Genomic DNA, 20,918 nt, shown 5'->3' on the forward strand with positions numbered 1-20,918 from the left:
GTTGCACTACGACCCCCTTGTCCCGATTACTCCCCGTACGGGGGAAACCCGAACGTCAGCTGCTTGACCTCCGTACGGGTTTTCGCGGCTTCCCCGTGCAGTGCCGCGGCAAACAGCGAGGCGATGGTGCGCATCTCCGGCTCCCCCATGCCCTGGGTCGTGACGGCGGCCGTGCCGAGCCGGATGCCGCGCTGGTCCCCGTACGGCAGGGCGCACGTCTCCAGCACGATCCCGGCGGCGGCCAACCGGCCGCGCGCGGTCGGGCCGTCGACGCCCAGCGGCGCCGGGTCGGCGGTGATCAGATGCGTGTCCGTGCCCCCGGTGGTGACCGCGAAGCCGAGTTCCGCGAGCGCCTGGGCCAGGACCCGCGCATTGGCGACGACCCGGTGGGCGTACGTGGTGAACGCGGGCCCGGCGGCCTCGCCGAAGGCCACGGCCTTGGCGGCGATGGTGTGCATCTGCGCGCCGCCCTGGGTGAAGGGGAACACCGCCCGGTCGATCCGCTCGGCGTACTCGGCGCCGCACAGGACCATCCCGCCGCGCGGCCCGCGCAGCACCTTGTGCGTGGTCGCGCAGACGATGTCGGCGTACGGGACGGGGCTGGGGGCGGCCCCGCCGGCGACCAGCCCGATCGGGTGGGCGGCATCGGCGATCAGGTAGGCCCCGGCCTCGTCGGCGATCTCCCGGAAGGCCGAGTACTCGGGGTGGCGGGGGTAGGAGATGGATCCGCAGACGATGGCCTTGGGCCGGTGCGTCCGCGCGAGCTGCTGCACCTGCTCGTAGTCGATGAGCCCGGTCTCCGCGTCCACGCCGTAGCCGACGAAGTCGAACCACCGCCCCGAGAAGTTCGCGGGCGAACCGTGGGTGAGGTGTCCCCCGTACGTGAGCCCCATCGCGAGCACCGTGTCCCCGGGCCGCAGCAGCGCGGCGTACGCGGCCAGGACGGCGGAGGAACCGGAATGCGCCTGTACGTTGGCGTGCTCCGCCCCGAACAGGGCCTTGGCCCGCTCCACGGCGAGCTGCTCGGCCAGGTCGGCGTACTCGCACCCGCCGTGGTGCCGGGCGCCCGGGTACCCCTCGGCGTACTTGTTGGCCAGCGGGGAGGCGAGGGCGGCGAGCACGGCGGGCGAGGTGAAGTTCTCGGCGGCGCTCAGCTGCAAGGTGCCGGCCTGCCGCTGCCGCTCCCCTTCGAGGATGTCGGCGAGCTGCGGATCCTGCTGCCGCAGGGCATCGGTGGCCTGGGTGATGACGCTCATGGCGCGACTCCCGCGCAGTGGGGGTTCCGGTACGAGCCACTGTAGGCCGCCCCCGCCCGTCCCGCCTCGCGGCGCCTCAGCGCGAGGCGGTGACGCCCGTCAGGGCCGTGACCACCGGGTCCAGCGCCTGGTTGATCTCGTCGCCGATCGAGCGGAAGAAGGTGATCGGGGCGCCGTACGGGTCGTACACCTCGTCGGCGTCCGGCGAGGGGGCCAGCAGCCAGCCGCGCAGCGCGGCGGCGGCCCGCACCAGGGCGCGCGCCCGCTCCGCCATCCCGTCGTCGAGCGGCGGGAGCGTGGCCGGGTCTATGGCCCGTACCAGCCGGGTGAACTCCTTCAGCGTGAAGGTCCGCAGGCCCGCGGAGTGGCCCATCGAGATGACCTGCGCCCGGTGGTCGCGGGTCGCGGTCAGCACCAGGTCGGCCCGGATGACGTGCTCGTCGAGCAGCTCCCGGCCGGTGAAGCCGGTGGCGTCGGCCCCGAAGTCCGCCAGCACCGCGGCCGCGTTCGCCTCCATCGGGGCGCCCTCGTGGCCCCAGGTGCCGGCGCTCTCCACGATGAGGTCGCCGGTGACGAGCCCGCCCAGGCGGTGCGAGAGGGCGTGCCGCGTCAGCCGCTCGGTGATGGGCGAGCGGCACACGTTGCCGGTGCTGACGTGGAGTATGCGGAAGGTGCTGTCCCCGGCTATGCCACGCCCCTCAGGGGTCACGGGGCTACCTCGAGGTCGGGTACGACCTCCCGCAGCTGGTCCGCGGTGAGCGCGCCCTCGCGCAGCAGGACGGGGACCTTCCCGGTGACGTCGACGATCGACGACGGCTGGATGCCGGGCGTCGGCCCGCCGTCCAGGTACACGGACACGGAGTCGCCGAGCATCTCGCGCGCCGCGTCGCAGTCCTCGGGCGCCGGGTGGCCGGTCAGGTTGGCCGAGGACACGGCCATCGGGCCGACCTCGGTCAGCAGCTCGATGGCGACCGGGTGCAGGGGCATGCGTACGGCCACGGTGCCCTGGGTGTCCCCCAGGTCCCAGGCCAGCGACGGCTGGTGCCTGGCGACCAGGGTCAGCGCGCCCGGCCAGAAGGCGTCGACGAGCTCCCAGGCCTGCTCCGAGAAGTCCGTGACGAGGCCGTGCAGGGTGTTCGGGGAGCCGATGAGGACCGGGGTGGGCATGCCGCGGCCGCGCCCCTTGGCGGCGAGCAGGTCGTTCACGGCCTCCGGGCTGAAGGCGTCCGCGCCGATCCCGTACAGGGTGTCGGTGGGCAGCACGACGAGCTCGCCGCGGCGCACGGCGGATGCGGCTTCGCGCAGGCCCGTCTTGCGGTCCGTCGCGTCGTTGCAGTCGTATCGCCGGGCCATCAGCGGGCCTCCTCAAGCAGCAGGGGGGTGACGGGAAGGGTCGCGCCGGTCACGGCAGCGCCTTGCGGGCGGTCGCGAAGCGCGGGCGGTTGTTGAGGTCCGGGTGGTCGGCCGCGTCGGCCCAGCCACGCTCCTCGGCGAAGATCCACGGCACCTGGCCGCCCTGGGTGTCGGCGTGCTCGATGACGACGATCCCGCCGGGCCGCAGCAGCCGGTGGGCGGTGCGTTCGATGCCGCGGATGGTGTCGAGACCGTCCTCGCCGGAGAAGAGCGCCATCTCGGGGTCGTGGTCGCGGGCCTCGGGGGCGACGTACTCCCACTCGGTGAGCGGGATGTACGGCGGGTTCGAGATCACCAGGTCGACCTGGCCGTCCAGCTCGGGCAGGGCGCTCAGCGCGTCACCCTGGTGGACGGTGACCCGGGAGCCCTCGGCGTTCTTACGGGTCCACCGCAGGGCGTCCTCGGACAGCTCTACCGCGTGCACGCGCGAGCGCGGCACCTCCTGTGCCATGGCCAGCGCGATGGCGCCGGAGCCGGTGCACAGGTCCACGATCATCGGCTCGACCACGTCCATGGCCCGCACGGCGTGTATGGCCCAGTCCACGACCGACTCGGTCTCGGGCCGGGGCACGAAGACCCCGGGCCCGACCTGGAGCTCCAGGTAGCGGAAGAAGGCGCGGCCGGTGATGTGCTGGAGCGGCTCGCGCGCCTCGCGGCGGGCGACCGCCTCCCAGTAGCGGGCGTCGAAGTCCGCGTCCTTGACGTGGTGCAGTTCCCCCCGTTTGACGCCGTGCACGAAGGCGGCGAGCTCCTCCGCGTCGAAGCGCGGTGAGGGCACGCCGGCGGCGGCCAGCCGCTGGGTGGCCTGGGCCACCTCGGCAAGCAGCAAGTTCACGCTGGTCCTCCGGGCTGCTGTCGTACGGGGGGGGTGGTGCGGGGATCGGGCAGGGATCAGTGTGCGGCAGCGAGCTTGGCCGCGGAGTCGGTGTCGACGCAGGCCTGGATGACCGCGTCGAGGTCGCCGTCGAGCACCTGGTCCAAGTTGTACGCCTTGAAACCGGTCCGGTGGTCCGAGATCCGGTTTTCCGGGTAGTTGTACGTGCGGATCTTCTCGGAGCGGTCCACGGAGCGCACCTGGCTGCGGCGCACGTCCGAGGCCTCCTGTTCGGCGGCCTCCTGGGCGGCGGCCAGCAGCCGCGAACGCAGGATGCGCATGGCCTGCTCCTTGTTCTGGAGCTGGCTCTTCTCGTTCTGGCAGGAGGCGACCACACCGGTCGGCAGGTGCGTGATGCGCACGGCCGAGTCGGTGGTGTTGACGGACTGGCCGCCGGGGCCCGACGAGCGGTACACGTCGATGCGGAGGTCGTTCATGTTGATCTCGACCTCGACCTCCTCGGCCTCCGGGGTGACGAGCACGCCGGCGGCGGAGGTGTGGATGCGGCCCTGCGACTCGGTGGCCGGAACCCGCTGGACGCGGTGCACGCCGCCCTCGTACTTCAGGCGGGCCCACACGCCCTGGCCGGGCTCGGTGGCGCCGTTGCCGCCCTTGGTGCGGACGGAGACCTGGACGTCCTTGTAGCCGCCGAGCTCGGACTCGGTGGCGTCGATGATCTCGGTCTTCCAGCCCACGCGCTCGGCGTAGCGCAGGTACATGCGCAGCAGGTCGCCGGCGAACAGCGCCGACTCGTCGCCGCCCGCGCCCGCCTTGACCTCGAGGAGCACGTCCTTGTCGTCGCTGGGGTCGCGCGGGACCAGCAGCAGGCGGAGCTTCTCGGTGAGCTCCTCGCGCTGCGCGGTCAGCTCCTTGGCCTCGGCCGCGAAGTCGGGGTCGTCGGCCGCGAACTCCTTGGCCGTCGCGATGTCCTCGGCCGACTGCTTCCAGGCGCGGAAGGTCGCCACGATCGGGGTCAGCTCCGCGTAGCGCTTGTTCAGCTTGCGCGCGTTGGCCTGATCCGAGTGGACCGAAGGGTCGGCGAGCTTCTTCTCAAGATCGGCGTGCTCGCCGATCAGTTCCTCGACCGCCTCGAACATCGGGGGCTCCTGTGGTGAAAGTACGAAAGGACTGCAAGGGGTGTCGTGCCGGGACGACGACAAAGGCGCCGGTCCGGCCGCCCCCGAGTGGACAGGGGGCGGCCGGTGACCGGCGCCTGGGTGTCGCTACTTCTTGGCCGCACCCTTGCCGAAGCGCGCCTCGAAGCGGGCCACGCGGCCACCGGTGTCGAGGATCTTCTGCTTGCCCGTGTAGAACGGGTGGCACTCGGAGCAGACCTCGGCACGGATGGCGCCGCTGGTCAGCGTGGAGCGGGTGGTGAACGACGCGCCACAGGTGCAGCTGACCTGGGTCTCGACGTACTCGGGGTGGATCTCGCTCTTCAAGGTGTCTCCTAGATTCGGGAGGGCGCCGGGTCGCAGGAGCCGAATTGCGCACTGCGTGAACCGGGGCCGACAGACCAGTCTGCCAGGACCGGGCTGCCTGTCAAAATTCTGAGGACGCCTCCCTCAACGGGAGCGGGTCGGCATCTATTCCGCACCCCCTCGGATCCCTCCCCGACCCCTCCCCGATCCCTTGCGGACACCGGGCTCCTACTGGACGATCCCGCCGGCCGAGGTCTTGTCCCCCATGGAGTTCTTGGTGGCCTCGGCCGGGATCGGCTGGTCCACCAGCAGGGCGTCCCAGACGAGCTTGGACTCCCTGGTGAGCGGCGTGACGCGGTCCTTGTCGCGGGGGTCCACGGTCACCGGCAGGGTGATCATCTGCATGTCCTGGGCGTCGATGCCCTGGAGGCCCTGGGCGAAGCCCATGAGGGACTTCACGTCGCCGAGCGCCCTGTCGGTGGTGAGCGCCTTGGTCCCGGAGTCGGCGAGGGAGAGCAGCTGCTTGGGGTTGTCGAACAGGCCGATGGTCTTGACCTGCTTGATCAGTGCCTTGATGAAGGCCTGCTGGAGCTGTATCCGGCCCAGGTCGCTGCCGTCGCCGACGCTCTTGCGGGTACGGACGAGGCCGAGGGCCTGCTCCCCGTTGAGCTTGTTGGGGCCGGCCGCGAGGTCGAGGTGGCTGGCGTCGTCCTTGATCGGCTTGGTGGTGGTCACGTCGACGCCGCCGAGGTTGTCGATGATCTTCTTGAAGCCCGTGAAGTCGACCTCGATGTAGTGGTCCATGCGGATCCCCGACATCTTCTCGACCGTCTTGACCGCGCAGGCCGCCCCGCCGATCGTGTAGGCCTCGTTGAACTGCCTGTGCGTCCCGCCGGGGTCGGTCTTCCCGTTGGTCGTGGTGCAGGAGGGGCGCGCGGTCATGGTGTCGCGGGGTATCGATATGACGCTGGCCTTCTCGTGGCCCTCGTACAGATGGACGATCATCGCGGTGTCGGAGCGGGCGGAGCCGCCGTCGTCCCGGCCGTACTCGCCGTTGGCGCCGCCGCGGGAGTCCGAGCCGAGGACGAGGATGTCCATCGAGCCGTTGTCCACGTTCTGCGGGCGGTCGGTGCCCAGGGCCGCGTCGATGTCGACGGTCTTCAGATTGCCGTTGAGCTTGAAGTAGAAGTAGCCCAGGCCCGCACCGCCCAGCAGGATCACGCCCGCGGCGCTCCATGCGGCGATGACGAGGGCTCTGCGGCGCCTGGGCGGTTTCCGTCGCCGCCGGCCCGCGGCACGCCGGCCGCCCCCCGTGCCCCCCGTGCCGCCCGTGCTGTCCTGGCTCATGCTCTCCTCAGTCCTGGGTCCGGTCCCCGGCCGCCACGGCCGGTCGCTTCTCACCCTGCGGTCCTCTGACACAGACGGCCGAACGGCCCCCCAGGGTTCCACGGCCGCGACAACCGCCCCGCCACGGCGGCGCGCCCGGCCCCGCGCCGCCCGCCGCGCGCGGCACCGCGCCGACCTGGGGCTTTGGCCGGGGACTGCGGGAGTGGGGCGGAGGTTCGGGGGAACCCGGAGTGTGGCGAAGCTCGCACCGGGCGTACACAGCACACAGCCGCCCCCGCCGCGGGTGCGACGGGGGCGGCTGTGGTGACGCGGACCTGTGCGGACCGGCGTCGGGACCTCAGTCGTCGTTCTTGCCCGACGGGGTCGTCTTCGCGATCTGCATCAGGAACTCGGCGTTCGACTTCGTCTGCTTCATCTTGTCGAGCAGCAGCTCGATCGCCTGCTGCGAGTCGAGCGCGTGCAGCACCCGGCGCAGCTTCCATGTGATGGAGAGCTCCTCGCTGTTGAGCAGGATCTCCTCCTTGCGGGTGCCCGACGCGTCGACGTCCACCGCGGGGAAGATGCGCTTGTCGGCGAGCTTCCGGTCGAGCTTGAGCTCCATGTTGCCGGTGCCCTTGAACTCCTCGAAGATCACCTCGTCCATGCGCGAGCCGGTGTCGACCAGCGCGGTGGCCAGGATGGTCAGCGAGCCGCCGTCCTCGATGTTGCGCGCGGCACCGAAGAAGCGCTTCGGCGGGTACAGCGCGGTCGAGTCGACACCACCGGACAGGATGCGGCCGGAGGCGGGCGCCGCGAGGTTGTACGCGCGGCCCAGACGGGTGATGGAGTCCAGCAGGACGACCACGTCGTGACCCAGCTCGACGAGACGCTTGGCGCGCTCGATGGCCAGCTCGGCGACGGTGGTGTGGTCCTCGGCCGGACGGTCGAAGGTCGAGGAGATGACCTCGCCCTTGACCGACCGCTGCATGTCGGTGACCTCTTCCGGACGCTCGTCGACCAGGACGACCATCAGGTGGCACTCGGGGTTGTTGGTGGTGATCGCGTTGGCGATCGCCTGCATGATCATCGTCTTGCCGGCCTTCGGCGGCGAGACGATCAGACCACGCTGACCCTTACCGATCGGTGCGACCAGGTCGATGATCCGGCCGGTCAGCACACCCGGGTCGGTTTCCAGGCGGAGCCGGTCCTGCGGGTAGAGCGGGGTGAGCTTCTGGAACTCCGGCCGCCCGCGCCCGGATTCGGGCGCCATGCCGTTCACCGAGTCAAGCCGCACAAGGGCGTTGAACTTCTCGCGGCGCTCGCCGTCCTTGGGCTGGCGCACGGCACCGGTGGTGTGGTCGCCCTTGCGCAGACCCGCCTTGCGGACCTGTGCGAGGGAGACGTACACGTCGTTGGGGCCGGGCAGGTAGCCCGAGGTCCGGATGAACGCGTAGTTGTCGAGGATGTCGAGGATGCCCGCGACGGGGATCAGCACGTCGTCGTCGGCGACCTGCGGCTCGTTCGGGGCGAACTCGTCGCGGCCACGACGGCCACGGCGGTCGCGGTAACGGCCCCGGCGGCCACGGCGGCCGCCCTCGTCGTCGAAGTCGTCCTGCGGACCGTTGTCCTGCGGACCCTGACGGCCCTGCTGGCCCTGACCCTGGCCCTGACCCTGACCGCGGCCGCCCTGCTGCTGGCGGTCCTGACGGTCGGCGCGGTCCTGACGGCCGCCGCCCTGCGCGCCCTGGCCCTGGCCGCCCTGGCCCTGGTCATCGGCCTTCACGCCGCGGTCGCGGCGGTCACGCTGGCGGTCGCCGCGCTCGGCACGGTCACCGCGGTCGCGGCGGTCGCGGCGGCCGCGGCCCTCGCCGTCCTGGCCCTGCGGCTGGCCGGAGACGGCCGTGGCGGCCTCCGCCTTCGCCTCGGGCTGGGCGACGGGCTCGGCCTTGACGGTCTCGGTCTTCTGCTCCACCTGCACGGCGGCGGGGGCCGAGGCCTCCGGGCTGCCGGAGGGGGCGGTGGCCCGACGGCGGCGGCGCTCGCCGGCCGGGGCGTCGTCGCTGGCCGGCTGACCCGGGATCTCGATCTGCGCCTGCGTGGCAGGCTTCTCGGCGGGCGCCTCGACGGCGGCCTCACCCGTACGGGCCTTGCTGGTGGCGCGGCGCTTCGGCTTGGCCTCGGCGGTGTCGGCGGCTCCGGCGGCGGAGGACGCGGCCTTGGGGGCACTGCCGCCCGCCTGCGCCTCCTTGATGACCTCGATCAGCTGGCTCTTGCGCATCCGCGCGGTGCCCCTGATACCGAGGCCCGACGCGACCTGCTGCAGCTCGGCCAGGACCATGCCGTCAAGGCCGGTGCCGGTGCGGCGACGCTTGGGTGCGGCGCCCGCGGCGGGGGCACTGGTGTCGACATTGGTGTCGGCAGCGCCCATCAGATCGGTGGTGTCGCTCACGAAGGGTCCTTCCCTGGAGCGGACGTCGGCCTGTCTGGCTCGGCGACCGGTTGTGCTGTCCGACAACAGTCCTAGGTGTGGACTGTGCCGGGGCGGTGGTCCGCCGGTAGAGATACGGCGGAGAGAAACGTGCATGGGTGGTTCCGGCGAGAAGCCCCCGAGCTGGAAGCGTGGGAATGTCACGCCGATTCCGGAGCGTGCTCGAAACTGCTGGAAGTGATCAAAGCAGTCGGGGAGGCTCCCGGAAGAAAGGTGGTCCCGGATGGGGACACTGAGCACCGAGCCATGGCGGCTTCGGATGCGCACTTGAGATTAACACTACCGGATCCAACAGACATTCCCCCTCTCAATCACCGGCAATCGCGCTTTCCCGCGCGGGCGGCCTGCCCTGGCCGCCCGCCCCGGACCGGCCGGGTACCCGTGGAACGGCTCAGCCGCCCTGGGTACCCAGCGGGAGTACGCTCGCGCCCGCGGCGTCGAGGGCCAGCCGGGTGGCGGCCCATCCCTCGCCCGCGAGCTGCGCGACCTTGTCGGCCGCGCCGTTGTCGACCAGCGCCAGGACCGTGGGGCCCGCGCCGGAGATGACCGCGGGGATGCCGTCCGCCCGCAGTCGGCCCACCAGTGCCACGCTCTCGGGCATCGCCGGGGTCCGGTACTCCTGGTGGAGCCGGTCCTCGGTCGCCGCCAGCAGGTACTCGGGACGCCTGGTCAGGGCCTCCACGAGCAGGGCGGCGCGGCCCGCGTTGACCGCCGCGTCCACGTGCGGGACCGTACGCGGCAGCAGGCCGCGCGCGGTCTCGGTCAGGACCGGCTTCGAGGGGACGAAGACCACCGGAACGATGGAATCGGCGGGCTCCATACGGATCGCCTTGGCGCTGCCCCCGTCCATCCACGCGAGGGTGAAACCGCCGAGCAGACAGGCGGCGACGTTGTCGGGGTGGCCCTCGATCTCGGTGGCGAGCTCCAGCAGCGCCGAGTCGTCGAGTCTGCCCTCGCCGCCTATCGTCACGGCGCGGGCGGCCACGATGCCCGCGCAGATGGCGGCGGAGGAGGATCCGAGGCCGCGGCCGTGCGGAATGCGGTTCGCGCAGACGACCTCCAGGCCCCGGGGCTGTCCGCCCAGCAGGTCGAAGGCCGTGCGCATGGAGCGCACGAGCAGGTGGCTCTCGTCCCGCGGGAGGCTGTCGGCGCCTTCGCCCGCGATGTCGATGTCCAGGCCGGAGTCGGCCACGCGGACGACGACGTCGTCGTAGAGCCCCAGGGCGAGACCGAGGGTGTCGAAGCCCGGGCCGAGGTTGGCACTACTGGCGGGGACGCGCACCCGTACGGCGGCGGCGCGGAACGCTGGACCGGCCATCGTCCGATGACACTCCTTGTGACTGTGCGAGATCTTTGCTCTTCGCTGGCTCGCTGCGAATGTACTGGAGAACGTACGACACCCGAAGGCCCTCGGGGCAGCACCGCAGTCATATGCGCGGTGGCGGATGTAAGTACAGCGTATCGAAGGAAGGTTCTCTCGCGACATAGGGCGCACACGAGGCGCACGATGCGTGTCGCGGACTTCCGCCGCACTTTTGTCGTCGTACGCGGTGAGTTGCCGGGTTCCGGATCACTCCGGAACCCGGCTCACGGGCGGTACGTCAGACCAGGCCGAGGCGGATCGCGGCGGCTTCCGCGTCCACCGGAACGGTGACCGGCTGCGGAGCGCCGGCGATCGCCCAGTCGGGGTCCTTCAGGCCGTTGCCGGTGACGGTGCACACGATCTTCTGGCCGGGATCGACCAGGCCCAGCTCGGCGGCCTTGAGCAGGCCCGCCACCGAGGCGGCCGAGGCGGGCTCGACGAAGACGCCCTCCTGAGCGGCCAACAGCCGGTAGGCGGCGAGGATCTGACGGTCCGTCACCTCGTCGATGAAGCCGCCCGACTCGTCACGCGCGGCGAGCGCGTACTCCCAGGAGGCCGGGTTGCCGATCCGGATCGCGGTGGCGATGGTGTGCGGCTCCTTGACGATCTCGCCGCGCACGATGGGCGCGGAACCGGATGCCTGGAAACCCCACACACGGGGCGTACGGGAGGCCAGGCCGTCGGCCTTGTACTCCTTGAACCCCTTCCAGTACGCGGTGATGTTGCCCGCGTTGCCGACGGGAAGCACGTGGATGTCGGGTGCGTCACCGAGCGCGTCGACGATCTCGAACGCTGCCGTCTTCTGGCCCTCGATGCGGACCGGGTTGACGGAATTGACCAGCGCCACCGGGTAGTTGTCGGACAGCGCGCGGGCCAGGGCCAGGCAGTCGTCGAAGTTGCCGTCCACCTGGAGGATCTTGGCGCCGTGCACGAGGGCCTGGCCCATCTTGCCCAGCGCGATCTTGCCGCGGGGCACGAGCACCGCGGAGACCATCCCGGCGCGCACCGCGTACGCGGCGGCGGAGGCCGAGGTGTTGCCGGTGGAGGCGCAGATGACCGCCTTCGCGCCCTCCTCCTTGGCCTTGGTGATCGCCATGGTCATGCCGCGGTCCTTGAAGGACCCGGTGGGGTTGGCCCCCTCGACCTTCAGGTGCACCTCGCAGCCGGTGCGCTCCGAGAGCACCTGCGCGGGGACGAGGGGAGTGCCGCCCTCGCGGAGCGTGACCACGGGAGTGGTGTCCGTCACCGGCAGGCGGTCCCGGTACTCCTCGATGATGCCGCGCCACTGGTGGGTGCGATTGCTGCTCATGGGTCCTTACTCCCCTTCAACACGCATGATGCTGGCGACACCGCGTACGGTGTCCAGCTTCCGCAGTGCGTCGACGGTCCCGGAGAGGGCTGCGTCGGGCGCGCGGTGAGTGACGACGACGAGGGAGGCCTCGCCGTCCTTGCCCTGCTGGCGGACCGTGTCGATCGACACGCCGTGCTCGGCGAAGGTGGTCGCCACCTGGGCGAGGACGCCCGGCTTGTCCGCCACATCGAGGCTGATGTGGTAGCGGGTGACGACCTCGCCCATGGCACTGACCGGCAGCTGGGTGTACGCCGACTCGCCCGGCCCCGTTGCCTCGGCGAGCTTGTTGCGGCAGACGGCGACGAGGTCGCCCAGGACCGCGGAGGCGGTCGGCGAACCGCCCGCGCCGGGCCCGTAGAACATGAGCCGCCCGGCGGCCTCCGCCTCGACGAAGACCGCGTTGTACGCCTCGCGGACGGAAGCCAGCGGGTGCGTGAGCGGGATCATCGCGGGGTGCACGCGGGCCGTGACGGACTCGCCGTCCGCGGCGCGCTCCAGGATCGCCAGGAGCTTGATGGTGCATCCCATGCGCTTGGCGGAGGCGAAGTCGGACGCGCTGACCTCGGTCATGCCCTCGCGGTAGACGTCGTCGAGGCGGACCCTGGTGTGGAAGGCGATGCCGGCCAGGATCGCGGCCTTGGCGGCGGCGTCGTAGCCCTCGACGTCGGCCGTGGGGTCGGCCTCGGCGTACCCGAGGGCGGTGGCCTCGTCGAGCGCCTCCTGGTACCCGGCGCCGGTGGAGTCCATCTTGTCGAGGATGAAGTTCGTCGTGCCGTTGACGATGCCCATCACCCGGTTGATCTTGTCGCCCGCGAGGGACTCGCGCATCGGGCGCACGAGCGGGATGGCGCCGGCCACGGCGGCCTCGTAGTAGAGGTCCAGCCCGTGCTGCTCGGCGGCGGCGTGCAGCGCGGCGCCGTCCTGGGCGAGCAGCGCCTTGTTCGCCGAGACCACGGACGCGCCGTTCTCGAAGGCGGTGGTGATCAGCGTACGGGCGGGCTCGATCCCGCCGATGACCTCGATGACCACGTCGATGTCGCCGCGTTTGAGAAGGGCGGTCGCATCGGTGGTGATCAGCGCCGGGTCGATGCCCGCACGGACCTTGGAGGGGCGGCGCACGGCCACGCCGGCGAGCTCGACGGGCGCGCCGATCCTGGCCGTCAGATCGTCGGCGTGCGTCGTCATGATGCGCGCCACCTCTGAGCCGACCACTCCACAGCCCAGCAGCGCCACCTTCAGCGGACGCGTACGCATCATTCGACCTACGCCTTTCGATCTTCCATCAGTACCCTGCGGGCGGTTTGCCCGCCGGGTGGAACCAGTCTCACTCAATGGACAGCAGTTTCCATCCTCGGTCCATTGAGTGAGACACCTATTTTGGGGGTCTGGGGCCTTCCACCAGAAATATGGGAATCATCCGAGGTCGAGACGCAGGAGATCTTCCTCCGTCTCGCGCCGGACGATCACCCTGGCCTGACCGTCACGCACGGCGACGACGGGCGGGCGCAGCGCGTGGTTGTAGTTGCTGGCCATGGAGCGGCAGTACGCGCCGGTCGCCGGGACGGCCAGCAGGTCGCCGGGGGCGAGGTCGGCGGGCAGGAACGCGTCCTTGACCACGATGTCACCGCTCTCGCAGTGCTTGCCGACGACGCGGACGAGCATCGGCTCGGCGTCGGAGCGGCGCGAGACGAGGGAGATGGAGTACTCGGCGTCGTACAGGGCCGTGCGGATGTTGTCGGACATCCCGCCGTCCACGCTGACGTACGTACGCAATCCCTCCAGCGGCTTGATGGTGCCGACCTCGTAGAGGGTGAAGGCGGTCGGGCCGACGATGGCGCGGCCGGGCTCGACGGAGATCCGGGGGGCCCGCAGCCTCGACGCCTCGCACTCCCGGGCGACGATCTCGGTCAGCGCCTTGGCGATCTCCTGCGGCTCGCGCGGGTCGTCGTCGGCGGTGTAGGCGATGCCGAGGCCGCCGCCGAGGTCGATCTCGGGCAGCTCCACCCCGTGCTCGTCGCGCACGGCGGCCAGCAGCTGCACCACCCGCTTGGCGGACACCTCGAAACCGGCCATGTCGAAGATCTGCGAGCCGATGTGGGAGTGGATGCCGAGCAGCTCCAGCGAGTCGTGCCCGAGCACGCGGCGCACGGCCTCGGCGGCGGAGCCGTCGGCCACGGCGATGCCGAACTTCTGGTCCTCGTGAGCCGTGGCGATGAACTCGTGGGTGTGCGCCTCGACGCCCACCGTCACGCGGATCTGCACGGGCTGGCGCACCCCCAGCTCACGGGCGACGTGCGCGACGCGGGCGATCTCCTGGAAGGAGTCGAGGACGATGCGCCCGACGCCGGCCTCGACCGCGCGGGTGAGCTCGGCGACGGACTTGTTGTTGCCGTGGTAGGCGATCCGCGAGGCGGGCATCTCGGCGGCGAGCGCGACGGTCAGCTCACCGCTGGAGCAGACGTCGAGATTCAGCCCTTCTTCCTTCAGCCACCTCACGACGGCCTTGGAGAGGAAGGCCTTGCCCGCGTAGAACACGTCGGCGTCCTTGCCGAAGGCGTGCGCCCAGGCACGGCAGCGCGCGCGGAAGTCCTCTTCGTCCAGGAAGTACGCCGGGGTCCCGAACTCCTCGGCGAGCCGGGTCACTTCCATGCCGCCGACGGAGACGACGCCGTCCTCCGCGCGCCGCACGGTCCGGGCCCACACCTTCTCGTCGAGGACGTTCAGGTCGGCGGCCGGCGGGGCGTAGTGGCCCTCGGGCAGGACATCGGCGTGACGGGGTCCGGCGGGGTGCGCGGAACGGCTCATCGGAATCTCTCTTCGCAGGTCACAGGCGTTCAGGTGCGTCTATACCGAGCAGGGCCAGGCCGCCGGCCAGCACCGTCCCGGCGGCTTCGGCGAGAGCCAGCCGGGCGCGGTGGGCGGCCGAGGGTTTCTCGTCCCCGTGGGGCAGCACGCGGTACTGGAAGTCGAGGAGGGCATCGGCCAGCTCGACGAGGTGGCGGGCGAGCCGCTCGGGGGCGCGGTGGTGCGCGGCGGCTTCGAGGACCAGGGGGTACTCGGTCAGGGCGCGCAGGAGGGGGCCGGCCCCGGTGTCCTCCGGGGGCCCGGGGAGGGGGGTGAAGCCGAGCTGGGCGGCGTTGCGCAGGAGCGCGCGGCTGCGCGAGAAGGCGTACCGGACCCGGAAGAACTCGCCGGGCTCGCTCTGGAGCAGCAGGGCCGGGGAGAAGACGGGGGTCTCCTGGGGGGCGACGGTGAGCATGGCCCAGCGGGCGGCGGCGTCCCCGTAGCGGGCCACGACGTCGCCGTCGCGCCGGGCGACGGGGGCGACGGGGGCGGGGGCGGCGGGGGCGGCGGTCGGGGCGGGGGCGAGGCCCTGGCTGCGCCGGATCCGCAGCACCGCCTCGTGGACGGCGCGTTGGCGGAGCCCGGTCACGGCGGGGGCCGGGACTTCGGGGACGGCGCGTTCGCGGAGGCCGGTCACGGCGGGGGCCTCTGCCTCGGGCGCGTGCTGGGCCTCGTACTCGGGGCGGGGGGCGTGCGCCTGGGCGGCGCGTACGACCTCGGCGGCGGAGGGCGGGGCCAGCACGAAGTTCAGGAAGCCCGCACCGGTGATCTCGACCCGCTCGATGCCGTCCACCCGGTCCAGCCGGCGGGCGAGCAGCCGGGCGACGTCGGCGGGGCGGCGTCCGGCGCCCTTGGCGAGCTGGAAGGCGACGGGGGTGGCGTACTCCCCCACCCCACCGGGCCGGGTCCGCTCGACGACCACCCGTCCGCCGGGCACACCGGCCTGGGCCGGCAGCTCCCCGTCCTCGACGGCGCAGCGCACGGCGCGCACGAGGGTACGGGAGAGGTCGGCGGGGGTCACGGGACCAGCCTAGGCGAGAAGACCTCGGGTCACGCGAAGGGTTTCGCCATGTGAACACCGCCACCGGCCCCGCCCGCCCGCCCGAAAGGACCCACGGGCCCGCTCGGCCGCGCACCGCCCGCTACGGCCGGGGGGGGCGCGGCCATGCACGGGACACGGCCGGGCAGTCCGCTGACGCGGGGCGACGGGGGCGGGGGCGGCGGCCGGACGGCGGGACGGCGGGACGGCGGGACGGCGGGACGGCGGGACGGCGGGGAACTGGACAGCGCGACGAGCCGGTACGGCGGAGCACGCGGCGGGCCGGCACGGCGGGCCGGCACGGCGAGGCGCACGGGCGGCCGATACGGGGGAGCACGCGGCGGGCCGATGCGGCGAGCCGCGCGAGCAGCCGATACGGCGGAGCGCTTGGCTGGACGGCGCTAAGACCGCCGTGGCCAACCGGTGCGGCCAGCCGATACGGCGGAGCACGCGGGGTGACGGGGCCAGCGGGGCGCGGCGCTGGAAGCGCGACGGTCGGGTACGGGGGCCGGTACGGCGAGGCCGCGCGGGCGGGGGGCGGCGGAGCGGGCGGCCGGACGCCGCTACGACTGGTACCGCCGACCACGCGGCGGGCCGGTACGGCGGAGCGCGCAGGCGGCGGAGCGCGGGGCCGGGCGGCTCGAAGACCGGTACGGCCAGCCGGTGCGGGCGCAGCGGTGCCGCCGGAACGACAGAGCGCTGCCCGGCGGCGAGGCGCGGTGCCGGCGCCTGGACCCGGTGCCGGCGAACGAGCCCGGGCAAGCACCAATGGGGGCAGCCCTAGCCCGCCCGACCCAGGGGGGAGAAGCCCCTAGACCCCCTGAACCACCCTCCCGACGGGAGCCCTACGTTCTGTCCCCATCCCCTGGAGGCTGTTCCCCTGAAGACTGTTCCTCTGGAGGCTGTTCCCCTGGGGCACTGGGGGCTGTTCCCCTGGGCCCTGGAGGCTGTTCTCCTGAGGGTTGTTGCCTGGGGTGCTATTCCCCCGGGGCTGGTCAGCCCCTCCCCCTCCCGGCGGGAGCGCCTTTCCGCCCGTCGCGCCGGTCCTTGCGCTCGACGAGCCGCCGCACGACGCGCACCAGCTCGGCCGGCTCGAAGGGCTTGGCGACGAAAGCGTCCACACCGGCCGCGAACCCGGTATCCACCTCGTGCTGCGTACAGGCACTGACGATGGCCACCGGCACGTCCCGCGTCCGCGGATCCGCCCGCAGCTGCGCGGCGGTTGCGAACCCGTCCAGGCGGGGCATGACCACGTCGAGCGTGATCACATCGGGGCGCACATGACCCACGACGTCCAGGCACTCGGCACCATCGTTCGCGGTCACGACCTCGAAGCCCTCCAGCTCGAGATTGACCTTGATCAGCTGCCGGATGACCTTGTTGTCGTCGACAACAAGCACCCGGCCCGAGGCGCCTGGCACAACTCGAGAGTAGGTCGACCCGAGCCCCCGCGTCCGGGTTTTTGCCACTTCCACCCCCTGCGGGCGACCCACGCCCACCTCCCCCGCAAACCGGTTCCTGATCACCCCACGGAAGCTGGTAGTGTTCAACCCGTCGCAGCAACACCGACGACACGCCCCCGTAGCTCAGGGGATAGAGCAACGGCCTCCGGAGCCGTGTGCGCAGGTTCGAATCCTGCCGGGGGCACCGCAGTTCAGGTGCCTAAAAGACCCCCTGACCAGGCGCTAAGCCCAGTCGGGGGGTCTGTTGTTATGTGCAGCCATATGCCGCCGGAAGCACCTCTACGACACGTCTCGCGGGACATGCGCGGGATCAGACATGTCGCATATAACCCCCAGGGGCAACCAAAAAGAATGCCCCGAGGGTAGACCCTCAGGGCATTCACTGTGATCATCATCACACATATTCGGCATAGAAATTCTCTACGCGCTGGTTGGCGACAGCCGCTCGGCCGTGTACGCACTTGGCGTACCGCGCCAGGAGCACCTCCACCGTGTTGCCGGCGCGCTGCGCCGCCTCGGTGGGATCCATCCCAGCGTTCAGCCAAGTCGACAGAGCCGAGTGGCGCAGGTCATACGGAACCTCCGCGAGCGGACTGTTGACCAATTCGGGCGGAAGTCCAAATTCACGCGCATCAGACCATACGCGGCTGTATGTGGATGATCCGACCACACCACCACGTTCGTTGAAGAACAACCTTCCGTCGTCAGCCGTACCAAATACGTCAATACCGTCGCGAAGAATGTGAACCAGGACAGGCGGAAGGGGGGCGACCCGGACGTCTTCCGGGGCGCGGTTCTTCAGACCGCGGTCGTCGTGGACCTGGCCGGTCCGAGTCCACTTCTTACCGACGGTCGGACGGGTCCGGTGGAGCGTGGCGTGCCCCCACCCCTCTTCGGGCAGGTAGCAATCCGGTTCCGCCAGCCCCACGGCCTCGGCTGGCCGCAGACCGGCGTAGTACATGCTGGCGAACATGCCGACCAGGCGTCGACCGCGCGCACGTCCGTACAACCCCACGTACGAGACGGCGTCGATGAGGTTGGCAGCCTGGCGGGGGTTTGCGACGACCCGGGGGTCGACTTCCACGATTTTCGGTGCCCGAGTCTCCTTGACCTGCTTGATCGGGTTTTCCGCGAACTCCCCGATCTCAGTCGCGTAGTTCAGCGCGGCGACAAAGCCCTTCCTTTTACGCTTGGCCGTTTCCGTGGCAGCCGCCGTCCCGTCGAGCTTTAGCTTCAGCGCGTCCAGGACCTTGTGGACCAGTTCCTTATCCCCCAGTCCCGCAAGGGGCGGAGAATTCTCGTCCACCCAGGTCAGTACCGCCCGCGCTTGCTCGGGTATCTCCCGGTCAGCCGGCCCCGGCATGACGAACGCCCAGTCCCGCAATGCCCGCTGTAGCGCAGCGTCGCTTGGCCTACCGGGCCCGAGAGGCAGCACCGCCTTCGTGACAGCGGTCAGAGACTCGTTGATCTCATCCCGGTAGTTCGGTGAGGCCATAGGCCAGCGCCGAGCCATGTAGGCCAAGGCGAACTCGTACCACGAACGAGCCTTCGGCTTCTCCTCCATCGAGGGCGGCAGTCCGCTCTCCGTGTCGAACTGTTCGCCCGCGTCCTGGGCCATGAGCAGCTTGGAGTGCAGCTTCTGAGCCAGGCCAAAGGACTTGCGCGAGCGTGAGAATTCGCGCCCCGACACCACCCAGCGCACCTCGTAGGTGTCACGCCCACGACGCTGCTTTGCCCTGATCTCCCACAGGCTCACGTCCGTGGATTTCAAGCGAAAATTTCCTCTCTCTCCTGCAACCATTCCATAAAGTCGCTACGCCACAGCCGCAACTCCCCGTTGGGGAGCTTGAACGTGGCAGGTCCGGTGCCGAGTTCCCTCCACCGGTAGAACGTTCGACGTGATACGCCTTTCAGCTCCGCCAGCACCTCGGGAACCGTCATCAATTCGTCACCGATGCGTACTTTCGCAGCCTTTTGCCTTCTCATCTCGCCCCCAGGAGGCAGTACAACGCAGCCTGGGCAGCACGGTCTGGCGAGGCACGCCTCTTCAAGAGGGGCCGTGGGGAGCGCAGCATGGTGAGGTTCCTAGCGGGAGACAGTCAGGGCCATTCCGAGTCCGAGGGGATTCCTTTCGGCATGGATGAGGAATCGACGCCGGAACTCGGGAGCCAGCGGGAAACCAGGGCACGTGCCGGTCCACCGCCAAGCAGCCGTCACGCACCACTGATGGTCCACACGATCCCCGGTTTCGGAAACCGGGAATCGTCGTGTATATATCCGCCAGCAGGTAGTTCCCTATCGGCTGACAACCCAGTACGTCCGCACTGCCGCCCCCTCGGCGTCACATGCCACGAGGCCATCAGCCGCCAGCCGTTCAAGGCTCGCCTCAGCCGCACGGGGGGTGAGATCGAGACCACGGGTGACGCACGCGAGGCTGGCTTTTGTGTGGGTCGCTACGTACGCAAGGACACGCCGGTCGCGGCGCAGGTCGTGTTGGAGTTGGTCCTCAACGAAGAGACCGCCAGCGCTCAAACACAAACACAAGGCGGTGGCCAGGGCCCCCCGATTCCCGTCCATTTGGGCCGTGATCGCGTTCAGCAAGCCGAGGCCGAAGAGAGCAGGGGCGGTGAAGCGCAGAGAACGAAGCAATGTCTGGGACAGGTGACCTCCTCGGTCAACGCTGGGGCCAGCGATGGGCTGAGGCGCCCTCGGCACCTTCATTGTGGCGGGTGTGTAGGTTGACATGCAGCTGCCAGCTATTCCAGTCCTGCCAGGGATTTCTCTGTCTGCTGTGAGCGATCCGATGCCTGTCCCTTGGACTTCTCCGGGGACGCGGGCGAACCGGCACCAGAGGCCTCGAAGTTGGGCACTCCCCTCTCGTCAGGGCCCCGTTACCGCCGGCGTGTCTGTGGACAAGATGTCGGCATCCGCCAGTGCGGAACGGGCCTAAGGTGGCTAGCCATGACGCATCGCATCAGAATTGCGAGCCGGGCCTCGATGATGGCAAAGGCTCAGGTCGATTGGCTGCGCGGCCAGTTGGCCGTGCGTGATCGCTCGGTGGTAACAGAGTTCCTTCCGGTGACCACGGAGGGGGATGCCTGGGCCGGATCACTCTCGGGAATCGGCGGAAAGGGAGCATTCACGCGGGCCGTCGAGCAATCACTGATGGACGGCCGAGCCGAGCTGGCCCTGCACTGCCTCAAGGACGTCCCCGGTGACATCCCGATCGCTGAGAACACCACGCTGCTATTCCCAGCCCGCGGGGACGTACGCGACGCACTGGTTCACGGGGGCGGACTCAGGCTCGATGATCTCCCGGATGGCACGCGGATCGGAACTTCTGGGCCTCGGCGGGCGGCGCAGCTGCGGCGCAGATATCCACGCCTGACGCCTGTGCCAGTACGGGGCAACGCCGACACCCGTCTCGGGCTAGTCGCGGCGGGAACCGTCGACGCGGTGATCCTCAGCTACGAAGGACTACGCAGAATCGGCCGTGCCGACGAAGCGACGCAGATCCTGGAGATGAACCAGATGCTGCCGGCCATCGGGGCTGGGCAGCTGGTGATGCAAGTCCGCGCTGGGGACACTAACACCCTTGCGGCGGCGGGCAGGCTGACCGATACCTCTTCGACGACGGCCGCAACGGCCGAGCGGATCCTGCTGGAGAACCTGGCCGGGCATTGTCATGCCCCCATCGCCGGATACGCGTCGGTGAAGGAGGGGATCGTGAACGTCACGGCCTCGGTCTGGTCCCCTGACGGCTCGCAAGTGATCACCACTGACGCAAGCGCCTCCAGCCCGCAGTCCGCCGGGTGGGCCGCCGCACATGACCTGATCGGACAGGGTGCTGACGCTCTGCTGTCAGCCTGCCGCCGCTAGACCCGGCAGGGGACGCGGCCAGGGTTACCGCATGGCACCCAGGGTGAAGCAGGGGCCCCGAGTCCTGCCTCCTCCGGAAGCACGGCCACAGGCGTCACGCCTGGATGTCGGCGCCGGCTTACCGCAAGCCCTTGCCCTTGGCCATCAGGCACCTGACTCTGCCCGCGCCATTCCCTGACCGCCAGGGACAGTCCACCTCTG

Annotated in this window: 17 protein-coding genes and 1 tRNA gene; 2 read left to right on the forward strand and 16 right to left on the reverse strand. The window is 70.5% G+C overall.

The window, feature by feature from the left end; all coding sequences use genetic code 11:
- Window positions 1-26 precede the first annotated feature (26 nt).
- From glyA to AB0D94_RS07785, 14 genes are all read right to left on the reverse strand, one after another.
- On the reverse strand, window positions 27-1,256 hold the full coding sequence (gene glyA / locus AB0D94_RS07720; RefSeq protein ID WP_362047122.1) for a serine hydroxymethyltransferase: 1,230 nt from the start codon (window positions 1,254-1,256) through the stop codon (window positions 27-29).
- A gap of 76 nt (window positions 1,257-1,332) precedes the next feature.
- The gene (locus AB0D94_RS07725) at window positions 1,333-1,965 is read right to left on the reverse strand and encodes a protein-tyrosine-phosphatase (protein WP_362047125.1); all 633 of its coding nucleotides are present in this window, start codon (window positions 1,963-1,965) and stop codon (window positions 1,333-1,335) included.
- Entirely contained in the window at window positions 1,962-2,609 is a 648-nt protein-coding gene (locus tag AB0D94_RS07730; protein WP_362047128.1) for an L-threonylcarbamoyladenylate synthase, read from the reverse strand. Before AB0D94_RS07730 ends, AB0D94_RS07725 begins: the two co-directional genes overlap by 4 nt.
- A 49-nt stretch (window positions 2,610-2,658) precedes the next feature.
- The gene (prmC, locus tag AB0D94_RS07735) at window positions 2,659-3,504 is read right to left on the reverse strand and encodes a peptide chain release factor N(5)-glutamine methyltransferase (protein WP_030295285.1); all 846 of its coding nucleotides are present in this window, start codon (window positions 3,502-3,504) and stop codon (window positions 2,659-2,661) included.
- 56 nt (window positions 3,505-3,560) lie between these two features.
- Complete coding sequence (gene prfA, locus AB0D94_RS07740) at window positions 3,561-4,640, reverse strand: peptide chain release factor 1 (protein ID WP_362047131.1); 1,080 nt, start codon at window positions 4,638-4,640, stop codon at window positions 3,561-3,563.
- 126 nt (window positions 4,641-4,766) lie between these two features.
- The gene (rpmE, locus tag AB0D94_RS07745) at window positions 4,767-4,985 is read right to left on the reverse strand and encodes a 50S ribosomal protein L31 (protein ID WP_362047134.1); all 219 of its coding nucleotides are present in this window, start codon (window positions 4,983-4,985) and stop codon (window positions 4,767-4,769) included.
- Window positions 4,986-5,192: 207 nt separating this feature from the next.
- Window positions 5,193-6,311 (reverse strand): LCP family protein, encoded by a 1,119-nt coding sequence (locus AB0D94_RS07750; RefSeq protein ID WP_362047137.1) that lies wholly within the window; start codon window positions 6,309-6,311, stop codon window positions 5,193-5,195.
- A gap of 337 nt (window positions 6,312-6,648) precedes the next feature.
- Complete coding sequence (gene rho, locus AB0D94_RS07755; protein ID WP_362047140.1) at window positions 6,649-8,739, reverse strand: transcription termination factor Rho; 2,091 nt, start codon at window positions 8,737-8,739, stop codon at window positions 6,649-6,651.
- 430 nt (window positions 8,740-9,169) lie between these two features.
- Complete coding sequence (gene thrB, locus AB0D94_RS07760; RefSeq protein WP_362047143.1) at window positions 9,170-10,096, reverse strand: homoserine kinase; 927 nt, start codon at window positions 10,094-10,096, stop codon at window positions 9,170-9,172.
- 283 nt (window positions 10,097-10,379) lie between these two features.
- On the reverse strand, window positions 10,380-11,450 hold the full coding sequence (thrC, locus tag AB0D94_RS07765; RefSeq protein ID WP_362047146.1) for a threonine synthase: 1,071 nt from the start codon (window positions 11,448-11,450) through the stop codon (window positions 10,380-10,382).
- 6 nt (window positions 11,451-11,456) lie between these two features.
- Window positions 11,457-12,746, reverse strand: a complete 1,290-nt coding sequence (locus AB0D94_RS07770) for a homoserine dehydrogenase (RefSeq protein WP_362047628.1) — start codon at window positions 12,744-12,746, stop codon at window positions 11,457-11,459.
- A gap of 159 nt (window positions 12,747-12,905) precedes the next feature.
- Complete coding sequence (lysA, locus tag AB0D94_RS07775; protein ID WP_362047149.1) at window positions 12,906-14,297, reverse strand: diaminopimelate decarboxylase; 1,392 nt, start codon at window positions 14,295-14,297, stop codon at window positions 12,906-12,908.
- 19 nt (window positions 14,298-14,316) lie between these two features.
- Entirely contained in the window at window positions 14,317-15,357 is a 1,041-nt protein-coding gene (gene nrtL / locus AB0D94_RS07780) for an ArgS-related anticodon-binding protein NrtL (RefSeq protein WP_362047152.1), read from the reverse strand.
- Window positions 15,358-16,370: 1,013 nt separating this feature from the next.
- On the reverse strand, window positions 16,371-16,868 hold the full coding sequence (locus AB0D94_RS07785; RefSeq protein WP_362047631.1) for a response regulator: 498 nt from the start codon (window positions 16,866-16,868) through the stop codon (window positions 16,371-16,373).
- A gap of 82 nt (window positions 16,869-16,950) precedes the next feature.
- On the opposite strand from AB0D94_RS07785, the gene AB0D94_RS07790 reads away from it, so the two are divergent.
- Window positions 16,951-17,022: transfer RNA gene (locus AB0D94_RS07790), tRNA-Arg, on the forward strand.
- A gap of 210 nt (window positions 17,023-17,232) precedes the next feature.
- Here AB0D94_RS07790 and AB0D94_RS07795 read toward each other — a convergent pair.
- The gene (locus AB0D94_RS07795; protein WP_362047155.1) at window positions 17,233-18,609 is read right to left on the reverse strand and encodes a site-specific integrase; all 1,377 of its coding nucleotides are present in this window, start codon (window positions 18,607-18,609) and stop codon (window positions 17,233-17,235) included.
- Window positions 18,606-18,779, reverse strand: coding sequence for a helix-turn-helix domain-containing protein (locus AB0D94_RS07800; RefSeq protein WP_349253984.1), 174 nt, complete (start codon window positions 18,777-18,779; stop codon window positions 18,606-18,608). Before AB0D94_RS07800 ends, AB0D94_RS07795 begins: the two co-directional genes overlap by 4 nt.
- A gap of 1,020 nt (window positions 18,780-19,799) precedes the next feature.
- Between AB0D94_RS07800 and hemC the strand changes: the two genes are divergently transcribed.
- The gene (hemC, locus tag AB0D94_RS07805) at window positions 19,800-20,717 is read left to right on the forward strand and encodes a hydroxymethylbilane synthase (protein ID WP_362047158.1); all 918 of its coding nucleotides are present in this window, start codon (window positions 19,800-19,802) and stop codon (window positions 20,715-20,717) included.
- Window positions 20,718-20,918 lie beyond the last annotated feature (201 nt).

Origin of the sequence: Streptomyces sp. NPDC048255, from assembly GCF_040652415.1 — a bacterium.
Classification (GTDB): domain Bacteria; phylum Actinomycetota; class Actinomycetes; order Streptomycetales; family Streptomycetaceae; genus Streptomyces.

Bases quoted from the DNA above. Each gene is read 5' to 3' on its own strand.
- glyA (WP_362047122.1), bottom strand. From the start codon at position 1,256: ATGAGCGTCATCACCCAGGCCACCGATGCCCTGCGGCAGCAGGATCCG.
- AB0D94_RS07730 (WP_362047128.1), bottom strand. From the start codon at position 2,609: ATGGCCCGGCGATACGACTGCAACGACGCGACGGACCGCAAGACGGGC.
- prfA (WP_362047131.1), bottom strand. From the start codon at position 4,640: ATGTTCGAGGCGGTCGAGGAACTGATCGGCGAGCACGCCGATCTTGAG.
- AB0D94_RS07750 (WP_362047137.1), bottom strand. From the start codon at position 6,311: ATGAGCCAGGACAGCACGGGCGGCACGGGGGGCACGGGGGGCGGCCGG.
- thrB (WP_362047143.1), bottom strand. From the start codon at position 10,096: ATGGCCGGTCCAGCGTTCCGCGCCGCCGCCGTACGGGTGCGCGTCCCC.
- thrC (WP_362047146.1), bottom strand. From the start codon at position 11,450: ATGAGCAGCAATCGCACCCACCAGTGGCGCGGCATCATCGAGGAGTAC.
- AB0D94_RS07770 (WP_362047628.1), bottom strand. From the start codon at position 12,746: ATGCGTACGCGTCCGCTGAAGGTGGCGCTGCTGGGCTGTGGAGTGGTC.
- lysA (WP_362047149.1), bottom strand. From the start codon at position 14,297: ATGAGCCGTTCCGCGCACCCCGCCGGACCCCGTCACGCCGATGTCCTG.
- AB0D94_RS07800 (WP_349253984.1), bottom strand. From the start codon at position 18,779: ATGACGGTTCCCGAGGTGCTGGCGGAGCTGAAAGGCGTATCACGTCGA.
- hemC (WP_362047158.1), top strand. From the start codon at position 19,800: ATGACGCATCGCATCAGAATTGCGAGCCGGGCCTCGATGATGGCAAAG.